Consider the following 20894-nt stretch of genomic DNA (forward strand, 5'->3'; position numbering starts at 1 on the left):
CGATGACTTCAGCCGTGGAACTGGAGGTCGCCGGGCGCAGCGTCCGCCTGTCCAACCCGGACAAGGTGTACTACCCGGAGCGCGGGTTCACCAAGCTCGACGTCGCGCAGTACTACCTGGCCGTCGCCGACGGCGTGCTGCGCGGACTGCGTGACCGGCCGACCACGCTGCAGCGCTTCCCGGACGGCGTCGAGGGCGAGTTCTTCTACCAGAAGCGCGCCCCCAAGGGCCTGCCCGAGTGGTTGCCCACCGCCCGCATCAACTTCCCCAGCGGACGCTCCGCCGACGAGATCTGCCCCACCGAACCCGCCGCCGTCCTGTGGGCCGCGAACCTCGGCTGCCTCACCTTCCACCCGTGGCCGGTCCGCCGCGCCGACACCGACCACATCGACGAGCTGCGCATCGACCTCGACCCGCAGCCCGGCACCGACTTCCACGACGCCGTCCGCGCCGCCCACGAACTCCGCGCGCTCCTGGAGGAGTTCGGGCTGCGCGGCTGGCCCAAGTCCTCGGGCGGGCGCGGCCTGCACGTCTACGTCCCGCTGGAGCCGGAGTGGACGTTCACCGACGGCCGGCACGCGGTGATCGCGCTCGGCCGGGTGCTGGAGCAGCGCATGCCCGGGAAGGTCACCACCGCGTGGTGGAAGGAGGAGCGCGGCGAGCGCATCTTCGTCGACTACAACCAGATGGCCCGCGACCGCACCATCGCCTCCGCCTACTCCCTGCGCGCCCGCCCCCGCGCCACCGCCTCCACCCCGTTGCGCTGGGACGAGCTCGACGACGCCTCCCCCGAGGACTTCGACCTGCGCACCGTCCCCGCCCGCTTCGCCGAACTCGGCGACCTGAACGCCGGGATGGAGGGCGAGGCGTTCCGCCTGGACGCGCTGCTGGAGCTGTACGACAAGCAGCTGCACGACGAGGGCCTCGGCGAACTCCCGTACCCGCCCGACCATCCCAAGGCCGCGGGGGAGCCGACGCGGGTCCAGCCGAGCCGGGCGAGGAAGAAGTGACGTGACGTAGGGCGCTAGGCTCGCCGGCATGGACGCACGGGGGCTGGCGGAGATTCTGGTGGACGCGGCGGGCGGGGTCTTCCCACCCCCGGACGGAACGGTGACGGTCGTCCCGCAACCGTCGGAGCGCGAGGCGGGTGTGGTGTCGTTCTCCGCGCACGCGGTCGTCTTCACCGACGAGGACCCGGCCTGGGTGCACGAGACGCTCGCCGCCGTGCCCGGTGATCCGCTCGCCGCGCCGCTCTGCCCGCCGTTCCTCACCGCCTTCGCCGCACGCACCGGGCGCGTGGTCAACAACATCGACCTGCTCACCGTCGCCACCCGCCTGCCCGGCGGGCCGCCGCTCCCGCTGGCCCCCGTCGAGGACCGGGAGCACCCGCGCGTCGTCCGCGCGCTGCGGTACCGCGAGGACGTCCGCGTGTTCACCGCCGAGGGCGGCGTGCTCGTCCTCGGCTGCGGCGTCGCCGGCCGCTGGGAGGCCGCCGTCGAGGTCGACCCGCAGGCCCGCGGGCGCGGCCTCGGCAGGGCCCTGGCCACCGCCGCCCGGCACCTGCTGCCCGAGGGCGACGTCCTGTGGGCGCAGCAGGCGCCCGGCAACGCGACCAGCGTCCGCGCGTTCCAGGCTGCCGGGTACAAGCCCGTCGGCGCCGAGTCGCTGCTGGTCGTGGGGCAGCCGTGACGGCCCCGGCGTTCGTTCCGGAGGACGTCCGCACCCGGTTCGCCGTCCGCTTCGGGCCGTCGGCGGAGGCGTGGTGCGACGCGCTCCCGGCGCTCGTGGACGGGCTCGCGGCCCGTTGGGGCCTGAGCGTGGTCGCGGCGGGCGGGGGCGGGACGGCCCGGGTGTTCCGCTGCGCGGACGGCGCCGGCGCCGCCGTCTGGCTCAAGCTCACCCCGGACCTCCGGGTCGCGGCCGAGGAGGCGGCGGCGCTGCGGGCCTGGGCGGGCCTGCCCTCCGTCGTCCGGCTGCTGGCGCACGACGACGCGACGGGCGCGCTGCTGCTCGCGGGCGTCGCCCCGGGGACGACGCTGCGGCAGCGGGCGTGGCGGCCGGAGGAGGTCGCGGGGGTGCTGTCGGCGCTGCGGTCCGTCCCCGTCAACGGGGTGGCCCTGCCGTCGCTGGCGCAGCGGGTGGACTTCCTCTTCGACCTCACCTCGCGCCGTGCCCCCGGGCTGGTCCCGGCGTCGGCGCGTGCGTTCGCCCTCGCGCTCGCGGCGGACGGCCCCGTCGCCCTCGTCCACGGCGACCTGCATCCCGGCAACGTCCTCGACGGCCCGGACGGACCGGTCGCCATCGACCCGCGGGCGACGCTCGGCGACCCGGACTTCGACCTCGTCGACTGGGTGCTCGACGGGGTGACGTCCCGCGCGGACCTCGACCGGCGCATCGCCGGCCTCTGCCCGCTCGTCCCCGGCTCCGACCCCGCCCGCGTCCTCGCCTGGTGCCGGGCGATCGCGCCGATCGTCGCCGCCCCGCGCCTCGCCGCGGGGCGGGACGACGCGGGCACGGCGTTCCTGGCGGAGCTGGGTGGGCTCAGAGGCCGGTAGCCCCGAGGCCGAGCCACAGCAGCAGCACCCCGACCAGCGGGGCGACCACCCGCCGAAGCGCCATGCGCCCACCCCCGCCCAGGGGGACGCCCCTCGCGAGCCCCCGGTTGCCATCACCCGATCGGGTGCGGTTCACCCGGTCCGGGCACAGCGAGGCGGGCGCCTTCGTTCCCAGGCCCCGAGCACGCCGAGCACGCGCGGCGCCTGGCCGGAGCGCTGGCCGGGTGACCGGACCGCATGCAGACCTCGACGAGGCCGCCGCCCCGGGGCCGTCCCGCCCTCGCGAGTCGGCCGCCCGGCGCCACCGGCCCGGCGTTCAGCCCAGCCGGGCGCCGGCCGGGGCCAGGTCGGCGATGGTGCGGACGGCTTCGGCCACCTGGGCATCCGTCAGATCTCCGCGAGCGGTGAGCCGGAGGCGGGAGATGCCGTCCGGCACGGACGGGGGACGGAAGCAGCCGACGGCGAGGCCCGCTCGGCGGCAGTCGGCGGCCCAGGCGACGGCGGCCTCGGGGCCTGGGGCGCGGACGGAGACCACGGCGGCGTCCGGTTCGCAGGCGTGCAGGCCGACGGCGGTGAGGCGGGCCGCGAGGGCTCGGGCCACCTCGCGGGTGCGGTCGGCGCGGTGGGGTTCGGCGCGCAGGAGACGCAGCGCGGCGAGGGCCGCACCGGCGGCCGCGGGGGCGAGGCCGGTGTCGAAGATGAAGGTGCGGGCCGTCTCGGTCAGATGGCGGATGACACGGCGCGGGCCGAGGACGGCGCCGCCCTGGGAGCCGAGGGACTTGGAGAGCGTCACCGTCGCGACGGTGTCGGGCTGCCCGGCGAGGCCGGCCGCGGCGAGGGCGCCGCGGCCGCCGGGGCCGAGGACACCGAGCCCGTGGGCGTCGTCGACGAGCAGCGCGGCGCCGTGCGCGCGGGCGGCGGCGGAGAGGGCGGGCAGCGGGGCGGCGTCGCCGTCCACCGAGAACACGGAGTCGGTGACGACCAGCGCCCGCCGCTGCGTGCGCTCGCCGAGCGCCCGACGGACGGCGGCCGGGTCGCTGTGGGGGGCGCGGTGGACGTCGGCGCGGGCGAGGCGGCAGCCGTCGATGAGGGAGGCGTGGTTGTAGGCGTCGGACACGATGACGGTGTCCGGGTCGGTGAGCGCGGTGAGCGCGGCGAGGTTGGCGGTGTACCCGGAGGAGAAGACCAGCGCGGCCTCCACCCCGCAGAACGCGGCCAGCTCCTCCTCCAGTTCGGTGTGCAGCGCCGTCGTGCCCGTCACCAGCCGCGACCCCGTCGACCCGCCGCCCCACCGCAGTGCCGCGTCGGCCGCCGCCCGGGTCACCACCGGGTGCCGGGTGAGCCCGAGGTAGTCGTTCCCCGCGAGGTCCAGCAGCCCGTCCTCGGCCTCCCGGCTGCGCAGCGTCCGCGTCAGCCCGGCGTCGGCGCGCAGCGCGGCGGCCTCGTCCAGCCAGTCGAAGACCCCCGCCGGGGCGAGGGCGGTCGAGTGCGATTCGGGGGCGTCGGACGCGAGAGGGTGGGCCATGCCCGGCACTCTGGCATGCGCCCCGACGACCGGGCAATGTGCGACTCGGCACATGATCGGCGCCCGCGGCTGTGCGCGCCCTGCAGAACGCCGGCGCCCCGATCGTGCGCCCACCGTGCCGTCGTGAGGAGGGCGGGCTTTGCCCGGGGTGGCGGCCAGCAGGCAAGATAGCCGGGTGACCCTCCTAGATCTGATGCCCAAGCCCGCCACGCCCGATGCGCTGTTCGAGACGTTCGCCGCCTGGGCGGAGGAGCGTGGGATCACGCTGTACCCGGCGCAGGAGGAGGCGCTGATCGAGTTGGTGTCGGGGAACAACGTCATCCTCGCGACGCCGACCGGGTCGGGGAAGAGCCTGGTGGCGGCGGGGGCGCACTTCGCCGCGCTGGCGGAGGGGCAGCGGACGTTCTACACCGCCCCGATCAAGGCGCTGGTGTCGGAGAAGTTCTTCGACCTGGTGAAGATGTTCGGCACCGAGCAGGTCGGCATGATGACCGGCGACGCGAGCGTGAACCCGACCGCGCCGATCATCTGCTGCACGGCCGAGGTGCTGGCGCAGATCGCGCTGCGCGACGGTGCCCGGGCGGACATCGGGCAGGTCGTGATGGACGAGTTCCACTTCTACGCGGAGCCGGACCGCGGGTGGGCGTGGCAGATCCCGCTGCTGGAGCTGCCGCAGGCACAGTTCCTGCTGATGTCGGCGACGCTCGGCGACGTGCGCCGGTTCGAGGAGGACCTGACCCGGCGCACCGGGCGGCCCACGACCGTGGTGCGCAACGCGACGCGTCCGGTGCCGCTGTTCTACGAGTACCGCCGCACGACGATGCACGACACGCTGGAGGAGCTGCTGAAGACCGGCCAGGCGCCGGTCTACGTCGTGCACTTCACGCAGAAGGAGGCGGTGGAGCGGGCGCAGTCTCTGATGAGCATCAACATGTGCTCGAAGGCGGAGAAGGACGCCATCGCCGACCTGATCGGCAACTTCCGCTTCACCACCAAGTTCGGCCGCAACCTGTCCCGGTTCGTGCGGCACGGCATCGGCGTGCACCACGCGGGCATGCTGCCGAAGTACCGCCGGCTGGTCGAGCGCCTCGCGCAGGCGGGTCTGCTGAAGGTCATCTGCGGGACGGACACCCTCGGCGTCGGTGTCAACGTGCCGATCCGCACGGTGCTGTTCACCGCGCTCTCGAAGTACGACGGCACCCGGGTGCGGATCCTGCGCGCCCGCGAGTTCCACCAGATCGCCGGGCGGGCCGGGCGGGCCGGGTTCGACACGGTCGGCCAGGTGGTGGCGCAGGCGCCCGAGCACGTGATCGAGAACGACAAGGCGATCGCGAAGGCCGGGGACGACCCGAAGAAGAAGCGCAAGGTCGTCCGGAAGAAGGCCCCGGAGGGCTTCGTCGGCTGGACCGAGGAGACCTTCGAGAAGCTGATCGCCGCCGACCCGGAGCCGCTGGTCTCGCGGTTCAAGGTGAGCCACGCGATGCTGCTGTCGGTGATCGGCCGCCCGGGCAACGCCTTCGAGGCGATGCGCAAGCTGCTGACCGACAACCACGAGGACAGGGCGGCGCAGCGCCGGCACATCCGCACCGCGATCGCGATCTACCGCTCGCTGCTGGAGGGCGGCGTGGTCGAGCGGCTGCCGGAGCCGGACGCCGAGGGCCGGATCGTGCGCCTGACCCTGGACCTCCAGGAGAACTTCGCGCTCAACCAGCCGCTGTCGACCTTCGCGCTGGCCTCCTTCGAGCTGCTCGACCCGGCCTCGCCGTCGTACGCGATGGACGTGATCTCCGTCGTGGAGGCCACGCTGGACGACCCGCGCCAGATCCTCGCCTCGCAGCAGAACAAGGCGCGCGGCGAGGCCGTCGGCGAGATGAAGCGGGACGGGATCGAGTACGAGGAGCGCATGGAGCGGCTCCAGGAGATCACGTACCCGAAGCCGCTGGAGGAGCTGCTCACCCACGCCTACGAGGTGTACCGCCGGGCGCACCCGTGGATCGGCGACCACCAGCTGGCGCCGAAGTCCGTGGTCCGCGACCTGTACGAGCGGGCGATGACGTTCTCGGACTACGTCGGCCACTACGAGCTGGCCCGCACCGAGGGCATCGTGCTGCGCTACCTGGCGGGCGCGTACAAGGCGCTGGAGCAGACCGTCCCCGAGGACGTGAAGACCGACGACCTCAAGGACGTCATCGCGTGGCTCGGCGAGCTGGTCCGCCAGGTCGACTCCAGCCTGCTCGACGAGTGGGAGCAGCTCGCCAACCCGACCGAGCCGCAGGCCGCCGAGGTGACGCTGGAGGACAAGCCGGCGCCGGTGACGGCCAACGCGCGGGCGTTCCGGGTGCTGGTGCGCAACGAGATGTTCCGCCGCGTGGAGCTGTGCGCGCTGGAGCGCTGGGACGAACTCGGCGAGCTGGACGGCGAGTACGGCTGGAACGCGGACCGCTGGGCGGACGCCATGGACGGGTACTGGGACGAGTACGACGACCTCGGCACCGGCCCGGACGCGCGCGGCCCGAAGATGCTGATCATCGAGGAGGAGGACTCCGCCTGGCGGGTCCGCCAGATCTTCGACGATCCGGAGGGCGACCACGACTGGGGGATCAGCGCGGAGGTCGACCTGTACGGCTCGGACGAGGAGGGCCGCGCGGTGGTGCGCGTGACCGCGGTGGACCGACTGGGCGGCTGACGGTCCGTCAGGACATGGCGAAGGGGGCCCGCTTGGGCAAGCGGGCCCCCTTCGGCGCGCTGCGGTGCCGGGCTACATCCAGACGAACTGCGCGCCCGCCGTGTACGACACGGCGCGCGTGGCCTCGTCGAGGACCTGCTCGGGCGTGGGCGCCGGGGTCCCGGACGCCGACGGGCTCGCCGCGGGCGCGGTGCCGGGCGCGGTGCCGGGAGTCGTGCCCGGCGCGTGGGCGTCGGCCGCCGGGCGCGAGCTGGTCACCGTCACGTAGTGCCCGACCGCCTCGACCCGCGGCTCGGTGCCGGGCTTGGCGGCGGCGCCGGCCGGGGAGCTGTCCACCTCGGCGTTGGGGAGGATGAAGGCCAGCGCGCCCGGCTTCGCGCGCAGCGCCTCCGCCGCCCGGCCGGCGGCGGCCTGGTCGGCGAAGCGCAGGATGGTGATGCTGCTGAGCACCGGCTTGTCCTGGCCGGTGACGCTGACGGTCAGGTAGGCCTGGCAGCCGCTGTCCTTGAGCAGGTCCTGGGCGCGGTCCTGCTGCGCCTCGACGCAGTTCTCGCCGCGCCGCGCGCCGTTGCGCTTGCCCTTGTAGGCGCCGAGCTCGATCAGCCGCTGGGACGGGAAGTACGTCTCGACGTTGAGGGCCTCGGGGTCGGTGGGCGGCGGCGGGGCGCCGACGACCGGCGGGGTCCTGGCCGCGTCCTTGGCGGACGGGCCGAGCCCGGGTATGTAGTCGCCGGGATTCGGCCGGGTGATGATCCAGCCGCCGGCCACGACCACGCCCACGACGACCGTCCAGCCGATCAGCCGCCGGGCGGACGGCCGCCTGCCCCGGTAGGCGCCGGCGCCCCCGCCGAACCGCTGTCCTGCCTGGCCGGTCTGGCCGTCTCCCGGAGTCGGGGTGCGCTCCCCCTGCGTGGTCATGGCGCAGATTCTAAGCAACGGCCGGGTGGTCCAGATCACGGGGTCGGCGCTTGTGGATCACCACTGGCTACTGACGGGTAACGTCCCGCCACGCACTGCGTTCGGCGGCGAACCAGCCGCTTGCGGGCCGTCCGGGCGACCGGCTCGCCGCCGACGTGACCCGCGTCACTACCGTGAGCTCCGACACTGTGACAACTCGCACATCCTCCCGCCGATCTTCTGGTGGGTTTGCTCTGGCGTCGGCCGAACACCAGCAGGCAGGATCAGGCCCATGGATCTGCTCGATACCCTCACCGCCAAGGGCCTGCGCGGCGAAGTCCCGACCCGCGAGGAGGCGCTGGCCGTCCTCGCCACCACCGACGACGAGCTGCTGGACGTCGTCGCCGCCGCCGGCAAGGTCCGCCGCAGGTGGTTCGGCCGCCGGGTGAAGCTCAACTACCTGGTGAACCTCAAGAGCGGGCTCTGCCCCGAGGACTGCAGTTACTGCTCGCAGCGGCTGGGCTCCAAGGCCGAGATCCTCAAGTACACCTGGCTGAAGCCGGAGCAGGCCGCGGACGCGGCGCGCGCCGGCGTGGCGGGCGGTGCCAAGCGCGTCTGCCTGGTGGCCAGCGGCCGCGGCCCGACGGACCGCGACATCGACCGCGTCACCGACACCATGGCCGCCATCAAGGACGCCGACCCCGAGGTCGAGATCTGCGTCTGCCTGGGCCTGCTCTCCGACAACCAGGCGGAGCGGCTGAAGGCGGCCGGCGCGGACGCGTACAACCACAACCTCAACACCTCCGAGAGCACCTACGGCGACATCGCCACCACCCACACCTACGCGGACCGGGTGGACACCGTGCAGAAGGCGCACGGCGCCGGGCTCTCCGCCTGCTCGGGCCTGATCGCGGGCATGGGCGAGAGCGACGAGGACCTGGTCGACGTCGTGTTCGCGCTGCGCGAGCTGGGCTCGGACTCCGTCCCGGTCAACTTCCTCATCCCGTTCGAGGGCACGCCGCTCGCCCAGGAGTGGAACCTCACCCCGCAGCGCTGCCTGCGCATCCTCGCGATGGTCCGCTTCGTCAACCCGGACACCGAGGTGCGGATCGCCGGCGGTCGCGAGGTGCACCTGCGCTCGATGCAGCCGCTCGGCCTGCACGTCGCCAACTCCATCTTCCTCGGCGACTACCTGACCAGCGAGGGTCAGGCCGGGCAGGCCGACCTCGACATGATCAAGGACGCGGGCTTCGAGGTCGAGGGCGCCGGCGAGGCCACCCTGCCGCGCCACCGGGCCGACATCGCCGCCGCCTCGGGCTGCGGCTCGACGGCCTCCGGCGCCGCCTCCGGCTGCGGTTCGGCCGCGTCGGCCTGCGGCAGCGGCGGCGGCTGCGGCCCGTGCGGCGGGCACGGCCACGCGGAGCCCGCCGGGGCGGCCGTCGCGAACGAGGCCGCCGCCGAGTCCGCCGACGGACTGCGCAGCGACCTGGTCAAGGTCCGCCGCCGCGGCGCCGGCACCGAACTCGCGCCCAACGCCTGACGGTTCTGCCGCCACCGGGGCCGCGCGCCCGCCGCGCGGCCGTCCGGCCGGCACCGGACCCACGCTCCACGCCCGACAGTCCAGGAGAACCCTCGTCATGCCGTCCCAGCTGTCCGCGGACACGCTGCTCTCGCTCGACCGCGCCCACGTCTGGCACCCGTACGGCCCGATGCCCGGCACCGCCACCCCGTTCGTGGTGGAGTCCGCCTCGGGCGTCCGGCTGCGGCTCGCCGAACCGGTCGCGGGCGGGCGGCGGGAGCTCGTCGACGGGATGTCGTCCTGGTGGGCGGCCGTCCACGGGTACCGGCACCCGGTGCTCGACGGGGCCGTCCGGGACCAGCTGGGGCGGATGAGCCACGTGATGTTCGGCGGACTCACCCACGAGCCCGCCGTCCGGCTCGCGGCCCGGCTGGTGGAGATCACGCCCGAGCCGCTGCAGCACGTGTTCCTCGCCGACTCCGGCTCGGTCGCGGTCGAGGTCGCGATGAAGATGTGCCTCCAGTACTGGCGTTCCACCGGCCGCCCCGAGAAGCGCCGGCTGCTGACCTGGCGCGGCGGCTACCACGGCGACACCTTCCACCCGATGTCCGTCTGCGACCCCGACGGCGGCATGCACCACCTGTGGGGCGGGGTGCTGCCCGGCCAGCTCTTCGCGCCGCAGCCGCCGGCCGGGTTCGACGAGCCGCTCGACCCCGGGTACGCGCGGGAGTTCGAGGCGCTGATGGAGCGGCACGCGGACGAGCTCGCCGCCGTCATCGTCGAGCCGGTCGTCCAGGGCGCGGGCGGGATGCGCTTCCACTCCCCCGCCTACCTGCGGATGCTGCGCGAGCTGTGCGACCGGCACGGCGTGCTGCTCGTCTTCGACGAGATCGCGACCGGATTCGGCCGCAGCGGCGCCCTGTTCGCCGCCGACCACGCGGGCGTCTCCCCCGACGTCATGTGCCTCGGCAAGGCCATCACCGGCGGGTACCTGACGCTGGCCGCCGCGCTCTGCACGAGCGCGGTCGCCGACGGGATCAGCCGCGGCGAGGTGCCGGTGCTGGCCCACGGGCCGACGTTCATGGGCAACCCGCTGGCCTGCGCGGTCGCCAACGCCTCCATCGACCTCCTCCTCGGGCAGGACTGGGAGACCGAGGTGAAGCGCATCGGGAACGGCCTGAAGGACGGGCTCGCGGCCGCCGCCGACGTACCCGGCGTGCACGACGTGCGCGTCCAGGGCGCCATCGGGGTGGTGCAGTTGGACCACCCGGTCGACGTCGCCGCCGCCACCGAGGCCGCCGCCCGCGAAGGCGTCTGGCTGCGCCCGTTCCGGGACCTGATCTACACCATGCCCCCCTACGTGACGCAGGACGAGGACGTGGCCCGCATCGCGGCCGCCGTGACCGCCGCGGCGGTGGCGGGATGAGCGCACGTCGCCGCGGCGGTGGCGGGATGAGCGCGCGGATCCTGTTCGTCACCGGGACGAACACCGACGTCGGCAAGACGATCGCCACGGCGGCCGTCGCCTCGGCGGCCCTGCGCGGCGGCCTGCGCGTCGCCGTGCTCAAGCCCGGACAGACCGGCGTCGCGCCCGGCGAACCCGGCGATGCGGCGGAAGTGCGGCGCCTGGCGGGCGATCTGACGATCCGTGAGCTCGTCCGCTACCCCGAGCCGCTGGCCCCCGACACGGCGGCCCGCCGGGCCGGGCTGCCACGCCTGGCCCCATCCGATGTCGTCGCCACCGTCCGCGAGCTGGCGGCGGAGCACGACCTCGTCCTGGTCGAGGGCGCGGGCGGCCTGCTGGTGCGCTACGACGACGAGGGCCGGACGCTCGCCGACCAGGCCAGGGCCGTGCTGGACGCCGGCCTGCCCGCCGAGGTGCTGCTCGTCGCGTCGGCCGGGCTCGGTACCCTCAACATCGTCGCGCTGACGGCGGAGGCCCTCGCGGCACGCGAACTGCCGCTCGCGGGCGTCGTCGTCGGCTCCTGGCCCGCCGCACCCGGCCTCGCCGAACGCTGCAACCTCGCCGACCTGCCGCGCTCGGCCGGCGCCCCGCTGCTCGGCGCGCTCCCCGAACGCGCCGGTGCCGCCCCCGACTTCGCCGTGCTGGCCCTCGCCTCGCTGGCCCCGGAACTGGGCGGTACGTGGGATGCGAAGCACTTCGCCGAGGTCCACCGGCCGCAATGAGCCGGGCTTCGCTCGAACGTGTGATGTCGGCCCCCGAACCGCGTGCGGGCCGGTGCGGCTCAATACCGTTCTCCCCATGACAGACGGGCTGACGGTAGACGAGGCTCTGCGAGCCTTGGCCGCCCTGGAGGCGGCGTGGAAGGACGACGACGAGGCCCTGTCCGCCCTCTCCGCGGGCGGGCCGGGCGAACAGACCCTGCCGGCGCTGGTGGCCGCGTACGGCGAGCACGCGATGGACACGCTCATGGCGCTCGCCTTCGGCCTGCGCTCGACGATGAGCGACGAGGAGATCGCCGAGCTGTCGGACGCCGTGAGCGCCAACATCGGCGCCCGGATGAGCGCCCTGCTCACCCGGGCGCTGAAGGTGTGGGGCACGGTGGCCCCGCCGGACGACCTGGTCGTGACGAAGGCCATCGCCCACGTGGTGATCGACGCGATGCGGGCGGTCACGGAGGACCCGAACAAGACCGAGGTCCTGCCGCTGCTCGCGACCTTCCGCTCGTACGCCCTGAACAACCCCTGAGGACCCTCTGGAATCAGTCCGTGACGGTCAGCACGAGCTTGCCGCGGGTGCGGCCGGCCTCACCGCGGGCGTGGGCCTCGGCGGCGCGCTCCAGCGGGTAGGTGGCCTCGACCTCGACCGCGACCTCACCGGCGTCGAGCAGGCCGGCGATCGCGGTCAGCGCCGTGCCGTCCGGCTCGACCAGGAACGGGGTGACGCGCACACCCGCCGCCTCGGCCGCGGCGGCCAGCTCCGGGGAGACGCCGGCCGGGATGGTGACCAGCAGGCCGCCGGGGCGCAGGACCTCCAGCGAACGGGTGCTGCTGTCGTCGTGGGCGTCGCCCACCAGCTCGATGACGACGTCGACGTCGGCGACGACCTCCTCGAAGCGGGTGGTGGTGTAGTCGACGGTCTCGTCGGCGCCGAGCTCCTCGAGCCAGGCGTGGCGGCCCGCGCTCGCGGTGGCGATCACGTGGGCGCCCAGGTGGTGGGCGAACTGGACGGCGAAGTGGCCCACGCCGCCGGCCGCGGCGGTGACCAGGACCCGCTGCCCGTCCGTGACGCGGGCGGTGTCGACGACGGCCTGCCAGGCCGTCAGCGCGGCCAGCGGCACGGCGGCGGCGTGCGCGTGGTCGAGGGTGGCGGGCTTGCGGGCGAACTGCCGGGCCGGGGCGGTCACGTACTCGGAGTAGGCGCCGGCGGCACGCGGGAACCACGGCATGCCGTACACCTCGTCACCGGGCTTCAGCGTGGTCACGCCGAAGCCGACCTCCTCCACCACGCCGGACACGTCCCAGCCGAGGGTGAACGGCGGCTCGCCGAGCACGCCGGCCATGCCCGATCCGGCGCGGGTCTTCCAGTCCACCGGGTTGATGCCGGCGGCGTGCACCCGCACCAGCACCTCGGTCGGCAGCGGCACCGGGCGCGGCACCCGCTCGACCCGCAGCACCTCCGGACCGCCGAAAGCGTCCTGGACCACCGTGCGCATCGTGTCTGCGGACATGCGAAAAACTCCTGAGGCGAACGTTCCCGGGGAGGCCGCTGGCGGCCCTCCCCCTGACGTCGGCGACGCTATCCCCAGGGATATGGTTACCTTCAAGGGACAATACTTCCCTTTGGAAAGCATCCTGGTGAGGAGAGTAAGAAGCATGGCGACCACCTGCCCCAGCGGCCAACACGACCACCACGACGTCTACGCCGCCCAGTGCCCCTGCCGCCCCCTGCTCGACCTGCTGGCCAACAAGTGGTCCGCGCTGGCCATCGGCGCCCTGGAGGAGGGCCCGCAGCGCTTCGGCGTGCTCCAGCGCCGGCTCGGCGGCATCAGCCCGAAGGTGCTGACCCAGACGCTGCGCCGGCTGGAGGACTTCGGCATCCTCGACCGCACCGTCTACCCGGCCGTCCCGCTGCACGTCGAATACTCCCTCACCGACCTGGGGCGCAGCGCCGCCGTCCCGCTCAACCACCTGCGCAGCTGGGTGGAGCAGAACCTGGACCAGGCATCCCGTGCGGAGCCGGTCGCGGAGGCCCTCGCGAGGTGAGCGGGAAGTCGGGCCCGCCGACGTCCCGGTCTTCCCCGGAGTACGCTGCTGCCTCGCGAACCCTCAGAACGGTGATCATGGCAACCGGCCCGGGCTGCCACGGCGTCCGAGGGGCAGGACCGGCACGAGACGCGGGGGGAGAAGGCTCATGGGGATGCGGCGACCCAGGCGAGCGGACGACGAACGGGCACTGGCACGGCGGCAGTTGCTGACGTGGGCGGCGACGGGCGCCGCCCTGCTCGGGGCCGGCGGCGCGCTGGCCGGGTGCGGCAGTTCCGGGTCCGCGAGCGGCGACAGCGCCACCGGGGACTCGCCGAACGACTCCTTCTCCCCCGCCGCGCCGACCGACCCGCCCGCCGTCCCCGGGCTGCCGGTGCCGTCGGCCACGCCGGTCGGGGTGCGCAGCAAGCCGGTCTTCAAGGTCCACGACCTGCTGCCCACCGCCCCGTCCAACGCCGTCGCCCTGACCATCGACGACGGCCCGAGCCGGCTCTACACCCCGCAGGTGCTGCAACTGCTGCGCAAGTACGACATCCGCGCCACGTTCTCCGTGGTCGGCAGCGAGGCCCACGCCAACAAGGACGTCATCAGGCAGATCGCCGCGGACGGCCACGTCCTGGCCAACCACACCATGACGCACCCCCAGCCGTTCTCGCACCGCAGCGCCGACCGGATCCGGCAGGAGCTCACCGACACGCAGTCCGTCGTCGTCGACGCCGGGGGCCCGGTGCCGACGCTGTTCCGCTCACCCGGCGGCGACTGGTCCCCGACGGTCTTCCAGGAGGCCGCGCGCCTCGGTCTGACCCCGATCGACTGGGACGTCGACCCGCGGGACTGGGCCCGGCCCGGCGTCAACAAGATCACCGAGAAGCTGCTGGCGGCCAGGCCCGGCGACATCCTGCTCTGCCACGACGGCGGCGGTGACCGCTCGCAGACGCTCGAGGCCCTGCGCTCGGTGCTGCCGGCGCTCAAGGCCAAGGGCTACGCGTTCGTCGCCCTGTGAGCGGCGGGCCGCCCGTCACCCGCCGTACCGCGCTGCTCGGCGGGGCCGCCGCCGTCCTCGCCGGGTGCTCGGACGGGCGCGGGCCGACGGGGTCGCTGCGGCTGGCGAGCGGGCCCGAGGGCGGGCCGTACAACGCCTTCGGACGCTCCTTCGCCGACGCCGTGGCGGCCGGCCGCCGGCGGCTGTCCGTCACCCCGGTGAGCACCGCGGCCAGCGTGGACAACCTGCGGCGGCTCGACGGCGGGTCCGTCGACCTCGCGCTCGCCACCGCGGACGCCGCCGAGGACGCGGTGCTCGGCCGCGACACCTTCGCCCGGCCGCTCGCCGTGACGGCGCTCGCGCGGGTCTACGTCAACTACATCCACCTCGTCGCGCCCGCCGACGGGCCGGTCCACGGGCTCTCCGACCTCGCCGGTCGGCGCGTGGCGACCGGTGCGGCCGGTTCCGGGCTCCAGGTGACGGCCAAGCGGCTGCTCCAGCAGGCCGCGCTCACCGGCGGCGCCGCGCCGGTGCAGGAGGAGACGCTCGGGCTGGCCGAGTCGCTGGCGGCGCTGCGCGCGGGCGAGGTGGACGCGGTGTTCTGGTCCGGCGGCGTGCCGACGCCCGCCGTGGCCGGTCTCTCGGCGCAGCTGCCGGTGCGGTTCGTCCCGCTGGACGACGTGGCCGCGACGCTGCGCGATCGGTACGGCCCCGTGTACACGGCGGTCACGCTCCCGGCCGGGGCGTACGGCCTGCGGAGCCCGATCGGCACCGTCGGCGTCGGCAACTACCTGACGGCCCGCCCGGGGGTGCCGGAGGACGCCGTGCGCGAGCTGCTGCGGATCCTGTTCGACCGGTGGGCCACGCTGCTGCGGGCCGTGACGGCGGGGGCCCGGCTGGAGCCCCGGTTCGCCGTCTCCACCGGGGCGGTGCCGCTGCACCCGGGGGCGGCGGCGTACTACCGGTCGGTCTACGGCTGAGGCGTGCGCTTCCGGCCGGCGCTGCTCAGGCGCCGGGGAGCCGGAACACGACGCTCAGCCCGTGCGGGCTCGCCGCGGCGACGCTCAGGGTGCCGCCGCACGCCCGCGCCAGCTCGTCCGCGATGGCCAGGCCGAGGCCGGTGCCGGGGACGTTCTGGTGCTCGGGTGCTCGACTGAATCTCCTTAGCAGTAACGGGAGTTGATCGGCCGCAACGCCGGGGCCGGTGTCGGACACCCGGACGACGACCGTGCCGTCGCCGTCGGGCGCGGCCTCGGCCACGACGTGGATCCGCTCTCCCCCGGGGACGAACTTGCCCGCGTTGTCCAGCAGCGCGTCCAGCACCCGCCCGGCTGCGTCGGGCAGCGTGAGGGCGCGCAGGCCGGGGGTGACGTCCGCTGTCAGCTCCTGGCCGCCGGCGCGGAACACGGGCGCCCAGGCGGCCACCCGGTCGGTCACCGCCGCCGACACGTCGTGCTCGGCGAGCGGCTCGGAGGCGGACTCCATCCTCGCCAACGCCAACAGCCCGTCGAGGAGTTCGGCCAGCCGGTCGGCCTCGTCCAGGGCCAGGGCGTGCGCGGCGAGGCCGGGGCCGGGCGGCACGTGCGGTTCGGCGTTCTCCAGTTGCAGGACCAACGTGGCCAGGGGGTTGCGGAGCTGGTGGGAGGCATCGGCGACGAAGTCGCGTTGGCGGCGCAGCGCGTCGGCGACGGCCTGCGCCATGCCGTTGAAGTGCCGGCGCAGCCTGCGCAGTTCCGGCGGGCCGCCGTCCGACACCGCCCGCGCCTCCAGCCGTCCGTCCGCCAACCCGGCCACCGCGCGGTCGAGTTCGCCGACAGGCCGCAGCAGCCAGCGGGCCAGCCCCGCCGCGACGAGGGCGGCGGCGACGAACGCGGTGACGGCGCCCGCGGCGACGAGCGCCCAGCGGACGAGGACGTCGTGGCGCGCGGCGGCGGTGGGGACGGTCAACAGGACGGCGCCGTTGACGCGTTCGTCCTGGCCCACGGGTTCGGCGAGGACGACGGTGTCCGGCCCCCAGGGGAGGATCGTGGGCAGCGCCTCGGTGGAGCGGCCGGTGAGGGCCCGGCTGCGGGCCTCCTCGGCGGTGGCGCCCGCAGGGGTCGCGCCGGCCCGGCCGAGGACGCCGCCGGAGGTGTCGACGACGGTCACGGCGGCACCGTAGAGCTCGGCGTAGCGGGTGAGTTCGGCGGTGAGTTCGTGGCGGTCGGCCTCGGTGCGGATCCGGTTGGCGAGGTCGGCGAAGCGGACGGCGTCGGCGCGGCGCTGGAGGAGGAGGTGTTCCGTCCGGCCGCGTGCGTAGGAGTCGGCCAGGGGCAGTGCGAGGAGCAGCACGGCCGTCCCGATGAGCGCGGTGAGGACGGCCAGCAGGCGGCGCCTCACCGGCCGGCGTCGGGGTCGGGCCCCGGGCCGAGGTCGCCGAGCTGGTAGCCGTACCCGCGGATCGTGCGGACGAGCCCGGCACGCCCGGTCTTGGCGCGGATCCCGGCGACGTGGACGTCCAGGGAGCGCGAGGAGCCGAGGAACGCGTCGCCCCAGATGCGGTCGAGGATCTCCTCGCGCGAGCGGACGTCACCGGGTTGGGCGGCGAGCAGTGCGAGGACGTCGAACTCGCGCCGGGTGAGCCGGACTTCGGCGCCGCCGACGGTGACCGTCCGGCCCGCGAGGTCGACCGCGACGTCGCCGGTGCGCACCTGCCGTCCGTCGCCGGTGCCGTCCGGGGGCGCGAGCCGCCCGAGCCGGCGGCGCACGGTGTCGACGCGGGCCATGAGTTCGGCCATCCGGAACGGCTTGATCACGTAGTCGTCGGCGCCCGCCCGCAGCCCCTGGACGATGTCTCGCTCCTCGCTGCGGGCGGTGACGACGATCAGCGGCACCTGGCAGACCGTGCGCAGCTTGCGCAGGAGGTCGAGGCCGTCCAGGTCGGGCAGGCCGAGGTCGAGCAGGACGAACCCGGCCTCCCGCACGTGCCGCAGCGCCTCGGCGGCGCGCACCACCCGCCGCACGGTGTGCCCGCGGCGGGCGAGGGCGGTGGCGAGGGCCTGGGCCATGCGGTCGTCGTCCTCGACGAGAAGCACGTGCACGCGGTCCTCCCCACCTGTGAGGTGACTACCGTACGGCCTGCGCCACCGCAGCCGCCTCGGGGGTCCCGGCCGGGTCGAGCTCGGCGTCGCGGGTGTCGGGCATGAAGACGTACGTGACGAGCGACACCAGCGCGCAGGCCGAGACGTACCAGAAGAACCCGGACTCGTGGCCGCCGTTCTTGAACCAGAGCGCCACGTACTCGGCCGTGCCGCCGAACAGCGCGTTGGCGAGCGCGTAGGGGAGGGCCACGCCGAGGGCGCGGATGCGGGTCGGGAACAGCTCCGCCTTCACGGCCGCGTTGATCGACGTGTAGCCGGTGACGATCAGCAGGGCCAGCACGGACAGGCCGAGCGCGGACCAGTACGAGGAGGCCGAGCCCAGCGCGGACATGAGCGGGTAGGTGCCCACGGTGCAGCCGATCGCGAAGGTGATGAGCAGCGGGCGGCGCCCGATCCGGTCGGAGAGCAGCCCGGCGAGCGGCTGCACGGCGGCGAAGACCGCGAGCGCGGTGAAGCTGACCAGCGTGGCGGTGTTCTTGGGCAGGCCGGCGCTGCCGATCAGGTACTTGGTGAGGTACGTGGTGTACGTGTAGTAGGCGACGGTGCCGCCGAGCGTGAGCGCCATGACCAGGACGGCCTGGCGGCGGTGCTCCCACAGCCCCCGCAGCGTGCCCCGGGCGTCCTCGGCCCGGCCGGCGGTCTCCTTGGTGAAGGCGTCCGTCTCCGGCAGCCTGCGGCGCAGCCAGAAGACCACGAGCGCGAAGACGGCGCCGAGGAGGAACGGCACCCGCCAGCCCCACGCATGCAACTCCTTCGCGGTGAGCGTGTGTTGCATCACGATGAGGATGCCGAGGCCGAGCAGCTGGCCGACCGTCATCGACACGTACTGGAACGACGACCCGAGGCCCCGGCGGTTCGGCGCCGACGCCTCCGTCAGGTAGGTCGCGCTGGCCGCGTACTCGCCGCCGATGCTCAGGCCCTGCAGCAGCCGCGCCACCAGCAGGACGGCCGCCCCGAGGTACCCGGCCTGCCCGTACGTCGGCGCGACCGCGATCAGCACGGCCGCCGCCGACATCATCGTGACCGTGAGCGTCAGCGCGCTCTTGCGCCCGTGCCGGTCGGCCGCCCGTCCGAGCACCCAGCCGCCGACCGGCCGCATCAGGAAGCCGACGGCGAAGATCCCGGCGGTGTTCATCAGCTTGGCCGTGGAGTTCGACCCGGGGAAGAAGTCGTCGGCGAAGTACACCGCGAAGCTGGCGTAGACGAACCAGTCGTACCACTCCACGAGGTTCCCCAGCGACCCGCCGACGAGCGCGAGCCGCCGCCGGGCCCGCTCCTCGCGCGGCGGCTTCGGAGGGGCGGCGAACGGTTCGGACGACCCGGACGGCTCGGACGGCTCGGACGACTGGGACGACTGGGACGACTCGGACGACGACATGGCGGCTCCACGGGTGTGCCAGGGCGGGTGAGGTGCCCCAGAGCGTGCAGCCGGGCGGCGACCGGCGACAAGGCGTGCGGCCCAGATCTAACGTCCCGCTAAGGAAGCGCCCCGCACTCCGCTGACCGGTGGACTTCGAGGCCACACGCCGTCAGCGCGCGCACGGGTACCGGGGAGTACGCCACCCGGGTTCCTAGGATCCGGCCCATGACGGCCCGTTTCGCCCTGGTTCGTACCGATCCGCGACGGGCCCGCCGATACCGGAGACGAGGGACACACACCATGAGACGGACGATCCGCAGTCGGCTGCTGGCCTGGGCAGCCGCCGGTGCGACATTGGCGGCCGTGACGGGCGCGGCCTCCGCCCCCGCCGCCGCCCACGACGACGACCTCGGGCCCGCCATCGAGGCCGTCATGCACAAGCCCGGCTACGAGCACGCGCAGTGGGGCGTGCTGGAGACCGACCCCGCGACCGGCCAGGTGTTCCACTCCCGGTTCGCGGACCAGTTCTTCGTCCCCGGCTCGACCGCCAAGCTCGTCACCATCTCGGGCGCCTGGCACACCCTCGGCCCCGACCACCGCTTCACCACCCCCGTCCTCGCGACCGGCACCCGCAGCGGCTCGACGCTCGACGGCAACCTCGCGCTCGTCGCCCAGGGCGACCTCACCATGGGCGGCCGCACCAGGCCCGACGGCACGGTCGACTACACCCCCATCGACCACACCAGCGCCAACGACCTGCCCGGGGCCACCCTCACCCCCGAGGACCCGCTCGCCGGGCTGGACATGATCGCCCAGCAGGTGCGCGACGCCGGCATCACCCGGGTCGACGGCGACGTCGTGGTCGACGCGAGACTGTTCACGCCCCCGGCCCTGGACCCGCAGCCAGTCCCGCTGATCATCAACGACAACGTGATCGACCTGCTCACCACCGCGACCGCCCCCGGCCAGAACGCCCAGCTCACGTGGCGCCCACAGGTCGCCCCCTACCAGGTGACGTCCACCGTGCGGACGGTGGCGGCCGGCGGCCCCACGGACATCCAGGTCTCCGCCTCCCCCGACGGCACGCGGATCGCCCTCAGCGGCACCATCGCCGCCGACGCGCAGCCCGTCCTGCGCATCTCCCACGTCCAGGACCCGAACGCCTTCGGCCGCACCGCCCTGATCGAGGCGCTCGCCCGCGCCGGCGTCACCGTCACGGCCGACCCGACCGGCCCCAACCCGGACGGCAAGCTGCCCGCCTCCTACGAAGGCGACCCGCGGGTGGCCGCCTACGTCTCCCCGGTCTACAGCCAGTACGCCAAGCTGATCCTCAAGGTCAGCCACAACCTCGGCGCCAACCTGGCCCTCTGCAACATGGCGGTCTCGCGGGGAAGCAAGGACTGCACGGACGGCTTCGCCATCGAACGCGCCTTCCTCACCGACGTGGCGCACGTCGACCCCACCCAGTTCCAGCTCTCCGACGGCCGCGGCGGCGTCGCCGCCGACCGCGCCACCCCGATCGGCCTCGACCAGATCCTCGCGTACTGGCTGCACACGCCCGACGCGGACGCCTTCCGCCACGCCCTGCCGATCCTCGGCGTCGACGGCTCGTTGGCGATCTCCTGCACCACCGACTGCCCGGCCAAGGGCAAGGTCTTCGCCAAACCCGGCACCATCATCGGCCCCGACGAGCTCAACCAGCGGATCGCCTACAACGCCGAGACCCTCGCCGGCTACCTGGAGACGGACGACGGCTGCCTGCACCTGTTCTTCGTCGGCGTGAACGGCGCCTCGGCCACCGGCATCGACGACGTCATCCGCATCTTCGACGACGTCAACCAGGTCGCCGCACTGCTCCAGGAGCAGGCCTCCGCCGCACGCCGGGTGCCGGAGGCGAAGAAGGCTTCCTGACACCTCCGGATTCCCGTGACCCGCAGGGGCGGGGGGGGGGGGGGGCCCCCCCCCCCCGCCCCGCGCCGCGCCAAGGGCAGGCCGGGCGCCGC

18 protein-coding genes are annotated in these 20894 nt (G+C 74.3%); 12 read left to right on the forward strand and 6 right to left on the reverse strand.

Features of this window, described 5'->3' with window-relative positions; genetic code table 11:
* The first annotated feature begins 2 nt into the window (after positions 1-2).
* From ligD to AB0C76_RS09295, 3 genes are read left to right on the forward strand one after another with little or no spacing between them, the layout of a single operon-like run.
* Entirely contained in the window at positions 3-1010 is a 1008-nt protein-coding gene (gene ligD / locus AB0C76_RS09285; RefSeq protein ID WP_359962062.1) for a non-homologous end-joining DNA ligase, read from the forward strand.
* A gap of 28 nt (positions 1011-1038) precedes the next feature.
* Positions 1039-1689, forward strand: coding sequence for a GNAT family N-acetyltransferase (locus AB0C76_RS09290; protein WP_359962065.1), 651 nt, complete (start codon positions 1039-1041; stop codon positions 1687-1689).
* Positions 1686-2555: an aminoglycoside phosphotransferase family protein gene (locus AB0C76_RS09295; protein WP_359962068.1), complete on the forward strand. Its 870-nt coding sequence runs from the start codon at positions 1686-1688 to the stop codon at positions 2553-2555. The genes AB0C76_RS09290 and AB0C76_RS09295 overlap by 4 nt, the downstream gene beginning before the upstream one ends.
* A 316-nt stretch (positions 2556-2871) precedes the next feature.
* Here AB0C76_RS09295 and AB0C76_RS09300 read toward each other — a convergent pair whose 3' ends face one another.
* Complete coding sequence (locus AB0C76_RS09300) at positions 2872-4080, reverse strand: 8-amino-7-oxononanoate synthase (protein ID WP_359962071.1); 1209 nt, start codon at positions 4078-4080, stop codon at positions 2872-2874.
* A gap of 175 nt (positions 4081-4255) precedes the next feature.
* On the opposite strand from AB0C76_RS09300, the gene AB0C76_RS09305 reads away from it, so the two are divergent.
* Positions 4256-6766 carry a DUF3516 domain-containing protein gene (locus AB0C76_RS09305; protein ID WP_359962074.1) on the forward strand — a complete coding sequence of 837 codons (2511 nt, stop codon included), beginning with the start codon at positions 4256-4258 and terminating at the stop codon, positions 6764-6766.
* Positions 6767-6838: 72 nt separating this feature from the next.
* On the opposite strand, the gene AB0C76_RS09310 is transcribed toward AB0C76_RS09305, so the two are convergent.
* Positions 6839-7684 carry a hypothetical protein gene (locus AB0C76_RS09310; protein WP_359962077.1) on the reverse strand — a complete coding sequence of 282 codons (846 nt, stop codon included), beginning with the start codon at positions 7682-7684 and terminating at the stop codon, positions 6839-6841.
* A 271-nt stretch (positions 7685-7955) separates the two neighbouring features.
* On the opposite strand from AB0C76_RS09310, the gene bioB reads away from it, so the two are divergent.
* The 4 genes from bioB (at position 7956) to AB0C76_RS09330 (ending at position 11892) form a co-directional block, all read left to right on the forward strand.
* On the forward strand, positions 7956-9203 hold the full coding sequence (bioB, locus tag AB0C76_RS09315; RefSeq protein WP_359962080.1) for a biotin synthase BioB: 1248 nt from the start codon (positions 7956-7958) through the stop codon (positions 9201-9203).
* Between the two features lie 97 nt (positions 9204-9300).
* Positions 9301-10608 carry an adenosylmethionine--8-amino-7-oxononanoate transaminase gene (locus tag AB0C76_RS09320; protein ID WP_359962083.1) on the forward strand — a complete coding sequence of 436 codons (1308 nt, stop codon included), beginning with the start codon at positions 9301-9303 and terminating at the stop codon, positions 10606-10608.
* Positions 10605-11369 carry a dethiobiotin synthase gene (gene bioD / locus AB0C76_RS09325; protein WP_359962086.1) on the forward strand — a complete coding sequence of 255 codons (765 nt, stop codon included), beginning with the start codon at positions 10605-10607 and terminating at the stop codon, positions 11367-11369. Before AB0C76_RS09320 ends, bioD begins: the two co-directional genes overlap by 4 nt.
* A 76-nt stretch (positions 11370-11445) precedes the next feature.
* A complete protein-coding gene (locus AB0C76_RS09330) occupies positions 11446-11892 on the forward strand; it encodes a hypothetical protein (RefSeq protein WP_359962089.1) in 447 nt (148 codons plus the stop codon).
* Between the two features lie 13 nt (positions 11893-11905).
* On the opposite strand, the gene AB0C76_RS09335 is transcribed toward AB0C76_RS09330, so the two are convergent.
* Complete coding sequence (locus AB0C76_RS09335) at positions 11906-12874, reverse strand: NADP-dependent oxidoreductase (protein WP_359962092.1); 969 nt, start codon at positions 12872-12874, stop codon at positions 11906-11908.
* 145 nt (positions 12875-13019) lie between these two features.
* On the opposite strand from AB0C76_RS09335, the gene AB0C76_RS09340 reads away from it, so the two are divergent.
* The 3 genes from AB0C76_RS09340 (at position 13020) to AB0C76_RS09350 (ending at position 15371) form a co-directional block, all read left to right on the forward strand.
* Positions 13020-13409, forward strand: a complete 390-nt coding sequence (locus tag AB0C76_RS09340) for a helix-turn-helix domain-containing protein (RefSeq protein WP_359962095.1) — start codon at positions 13020-13022, stop codon at positions 13407-13409.
* Positions 13410-13557: 148 nt separating this feature from the next.
* Positions 13558-14412 (forward strand): polysaccharide deacetylase family protein, encoded by an 855-nt coding sequence (locus AB0C76_RS09345; RefSeq protein ID WP_359962098.1) that lies wholly within the window; start codon positions 13558-13560, stop codon positions 14410-14412.
* The gene (locus tag AB0C76_RS09350) at positions 14409-15371 is read left to right on the forward strand and encodes a TAXI family TRAP transporter solute-binding subunit (RefSeq protein ID WP_359962101.1); all 963 of its coding nucleotides are present in this window, start codon (positions 14409-14411) and stop codon (positions 15369-15371) included. Before AB0C76_RS09345 ends, AB0C76_RS09350 begins: the two co-directional genes overlap by 4 nt.
* A 25-nt stretch (positions 15372-15396) precedes the next feature.
* Here AB0C76_RS09350 and AB0C76_RS09355 read toward each other — a convergent pair whose 3' ends face one another.
* Genes AB0C76_RS09355 through AB0C76_RS09365 form a run of 3 tightly spaced genes read right to left on the reverse strand, consistent with a single transcriptional unit; the run spans position 15397 to position 18909 of the window.
* The gene (locus AB0C76_RS09355; protein WP_359962104.1) at positions 15397-16770 is read right to left on the reverse strand and encodes a HAMP domain-containing sensor histidine kinase; all 1374 of its coding nucleotides are present in this window, start codon (positions 16768-16770) and stop codon (positions 15397-15399) included.
* Entirely contained in the window at positions 16767-17471 is a 705-nt protein-coding gene (locus AB0C76_RS09360; RefSeq protein ID WP_359962107.1) for a response regulator transcription factor, read from the reverse strand. Before AB0C76_RS09360 ends, AB0C76_RS09355 begins: the two co-directional genes overlap by 4 nt.
* Before the next feature lie 25 nt (positions 17472-17496).
* Positions 17497-18909 carry an MFS transporter gene (locus AB0C76_RS09365; RefSeq protein WP_359962110.1) on the reverse strand — a complete coding sequence of 471 codons (1413 nt, stop codon included), beginning with the start codon at positions 18907-18909 and terminating at the stop codon, positions 17497-17499.
* 282 nt (positions 18910-19191) lie between these two features.
* Between AB0C76_RS09365 and dacB the strand changes: the two genes are divergently transcribed.
* Positions 19192-20802: a D-alanyl-D-alanine carboxypeptidase/D-alanyl-D-alanine-endopeptidase gene (gene dacB, locus AB0C76_RS09370; RefSeq protein ID WP_359962113.1), complete on the forward strand. Its 1611-nt coding sequence runs from the start codon at positions 19192-19194 to the stop codon at positions 20800-20802.
* Positions 20803-20894: the final 92 nt, after the last annotated feature.

This window comes from Kitasatospora sp. NPDC048722 (assembly GCF_040650235.1).
In the GTDB taxonomy this organism is placed as follows: domain Bacteria; phylum Actinomycetota; class Actinomycetes; order Streptomycetales; family Streptomycetaceae; genus Kitasatospora.

Coding starts and splice junctions, on each gene's coding strand:
- dacB (WP_359962113.1), top strand. CDS start 19,192: ATGAGACGGACGATCCGCAGTCGGCTGCTGGCCTGGGCAGCCGCCGGT.
- AB0C76_RS09290 (WP_359962065.1), top strand. CDS start 1,039: ATGGACGCACGGGGGCTGGCGGAGATTCTGGTGGACGCGGCGGGCGGG.
- bioB (WP_359962080.1), top strand. CDS start 7,956: ATGGATCTGCTCGATACCCTCACCGCCAAGGGCCTGCGCGGCGAAGTC.
- AB0C76_RS09310 (WP_359962077.1), bottom strand. CDS start 7,684: ATGACCACGCAGGGGGAGCGCACCCCGACTCCGGGAGACGGCCAGACC.
- AB0C76_RS09300 (WP_359962071.1), bottom strand. CDS start 4,080: ATGGCCCACCCTCTCGCGTCCGACGCCCCCGAATCGCACTCGACCGCC.
- AB0C76_RS09335 (WP_359962092.1), bottom strand. CDS start 12,874: ATGTCCGCAGACACGATGCGCACGGTGGTCCAGGACGCTTTCGGCGGT.
- ligD (WP_359962062.1), top strand. CDS start 3: ATGACTTCAGCCGTGGAACTGGAGGTCGCCGGGCGCAGCGTCCGCCTG.
- AB0C76_RS09340 (WP_359962095.1), top strand. CDS start 13,020: ATGGCGACCACCTGCCCCAGCGGCCAACACGACCACCACGACGTCTAC.
- AB0C76_RS09365 (WP_359962110.1), bottom strand. CDS start 18,909: ATGTCGTCGTCCGAGTCGTCCCAGTCGTCCCAGTCGTCCGAGCCGTCC.
- bioD (WP_359962086.1), top strand. CDS start 10,605: ATGAGCGCACGTCGCCGCGGCGGTGGCGGGATGAGCGCGCGGATCCTG.
- AB0C76_RS09330 (WP_359962089.1), top strand. CDS start 11,446: ATGACAGACGGGCTGACGGTAGACGAGGCTCTGCGAGCCTTGGCCGCC.
- AB0C76_RS09320 (WP_359962083.1), top strand. CDS start 9,301: ATGCCGTCCCAGCTGTCCGCGGACACGCTGCTCTCGCTCGACCGCGCC.
- AB0C76_RS09345 (WP_359962098.1), top strand. CDS start 13,558: ATGGGGATGCGGCGACCCAGGCGAGCGGACGACGAACGGGCACTGGCA.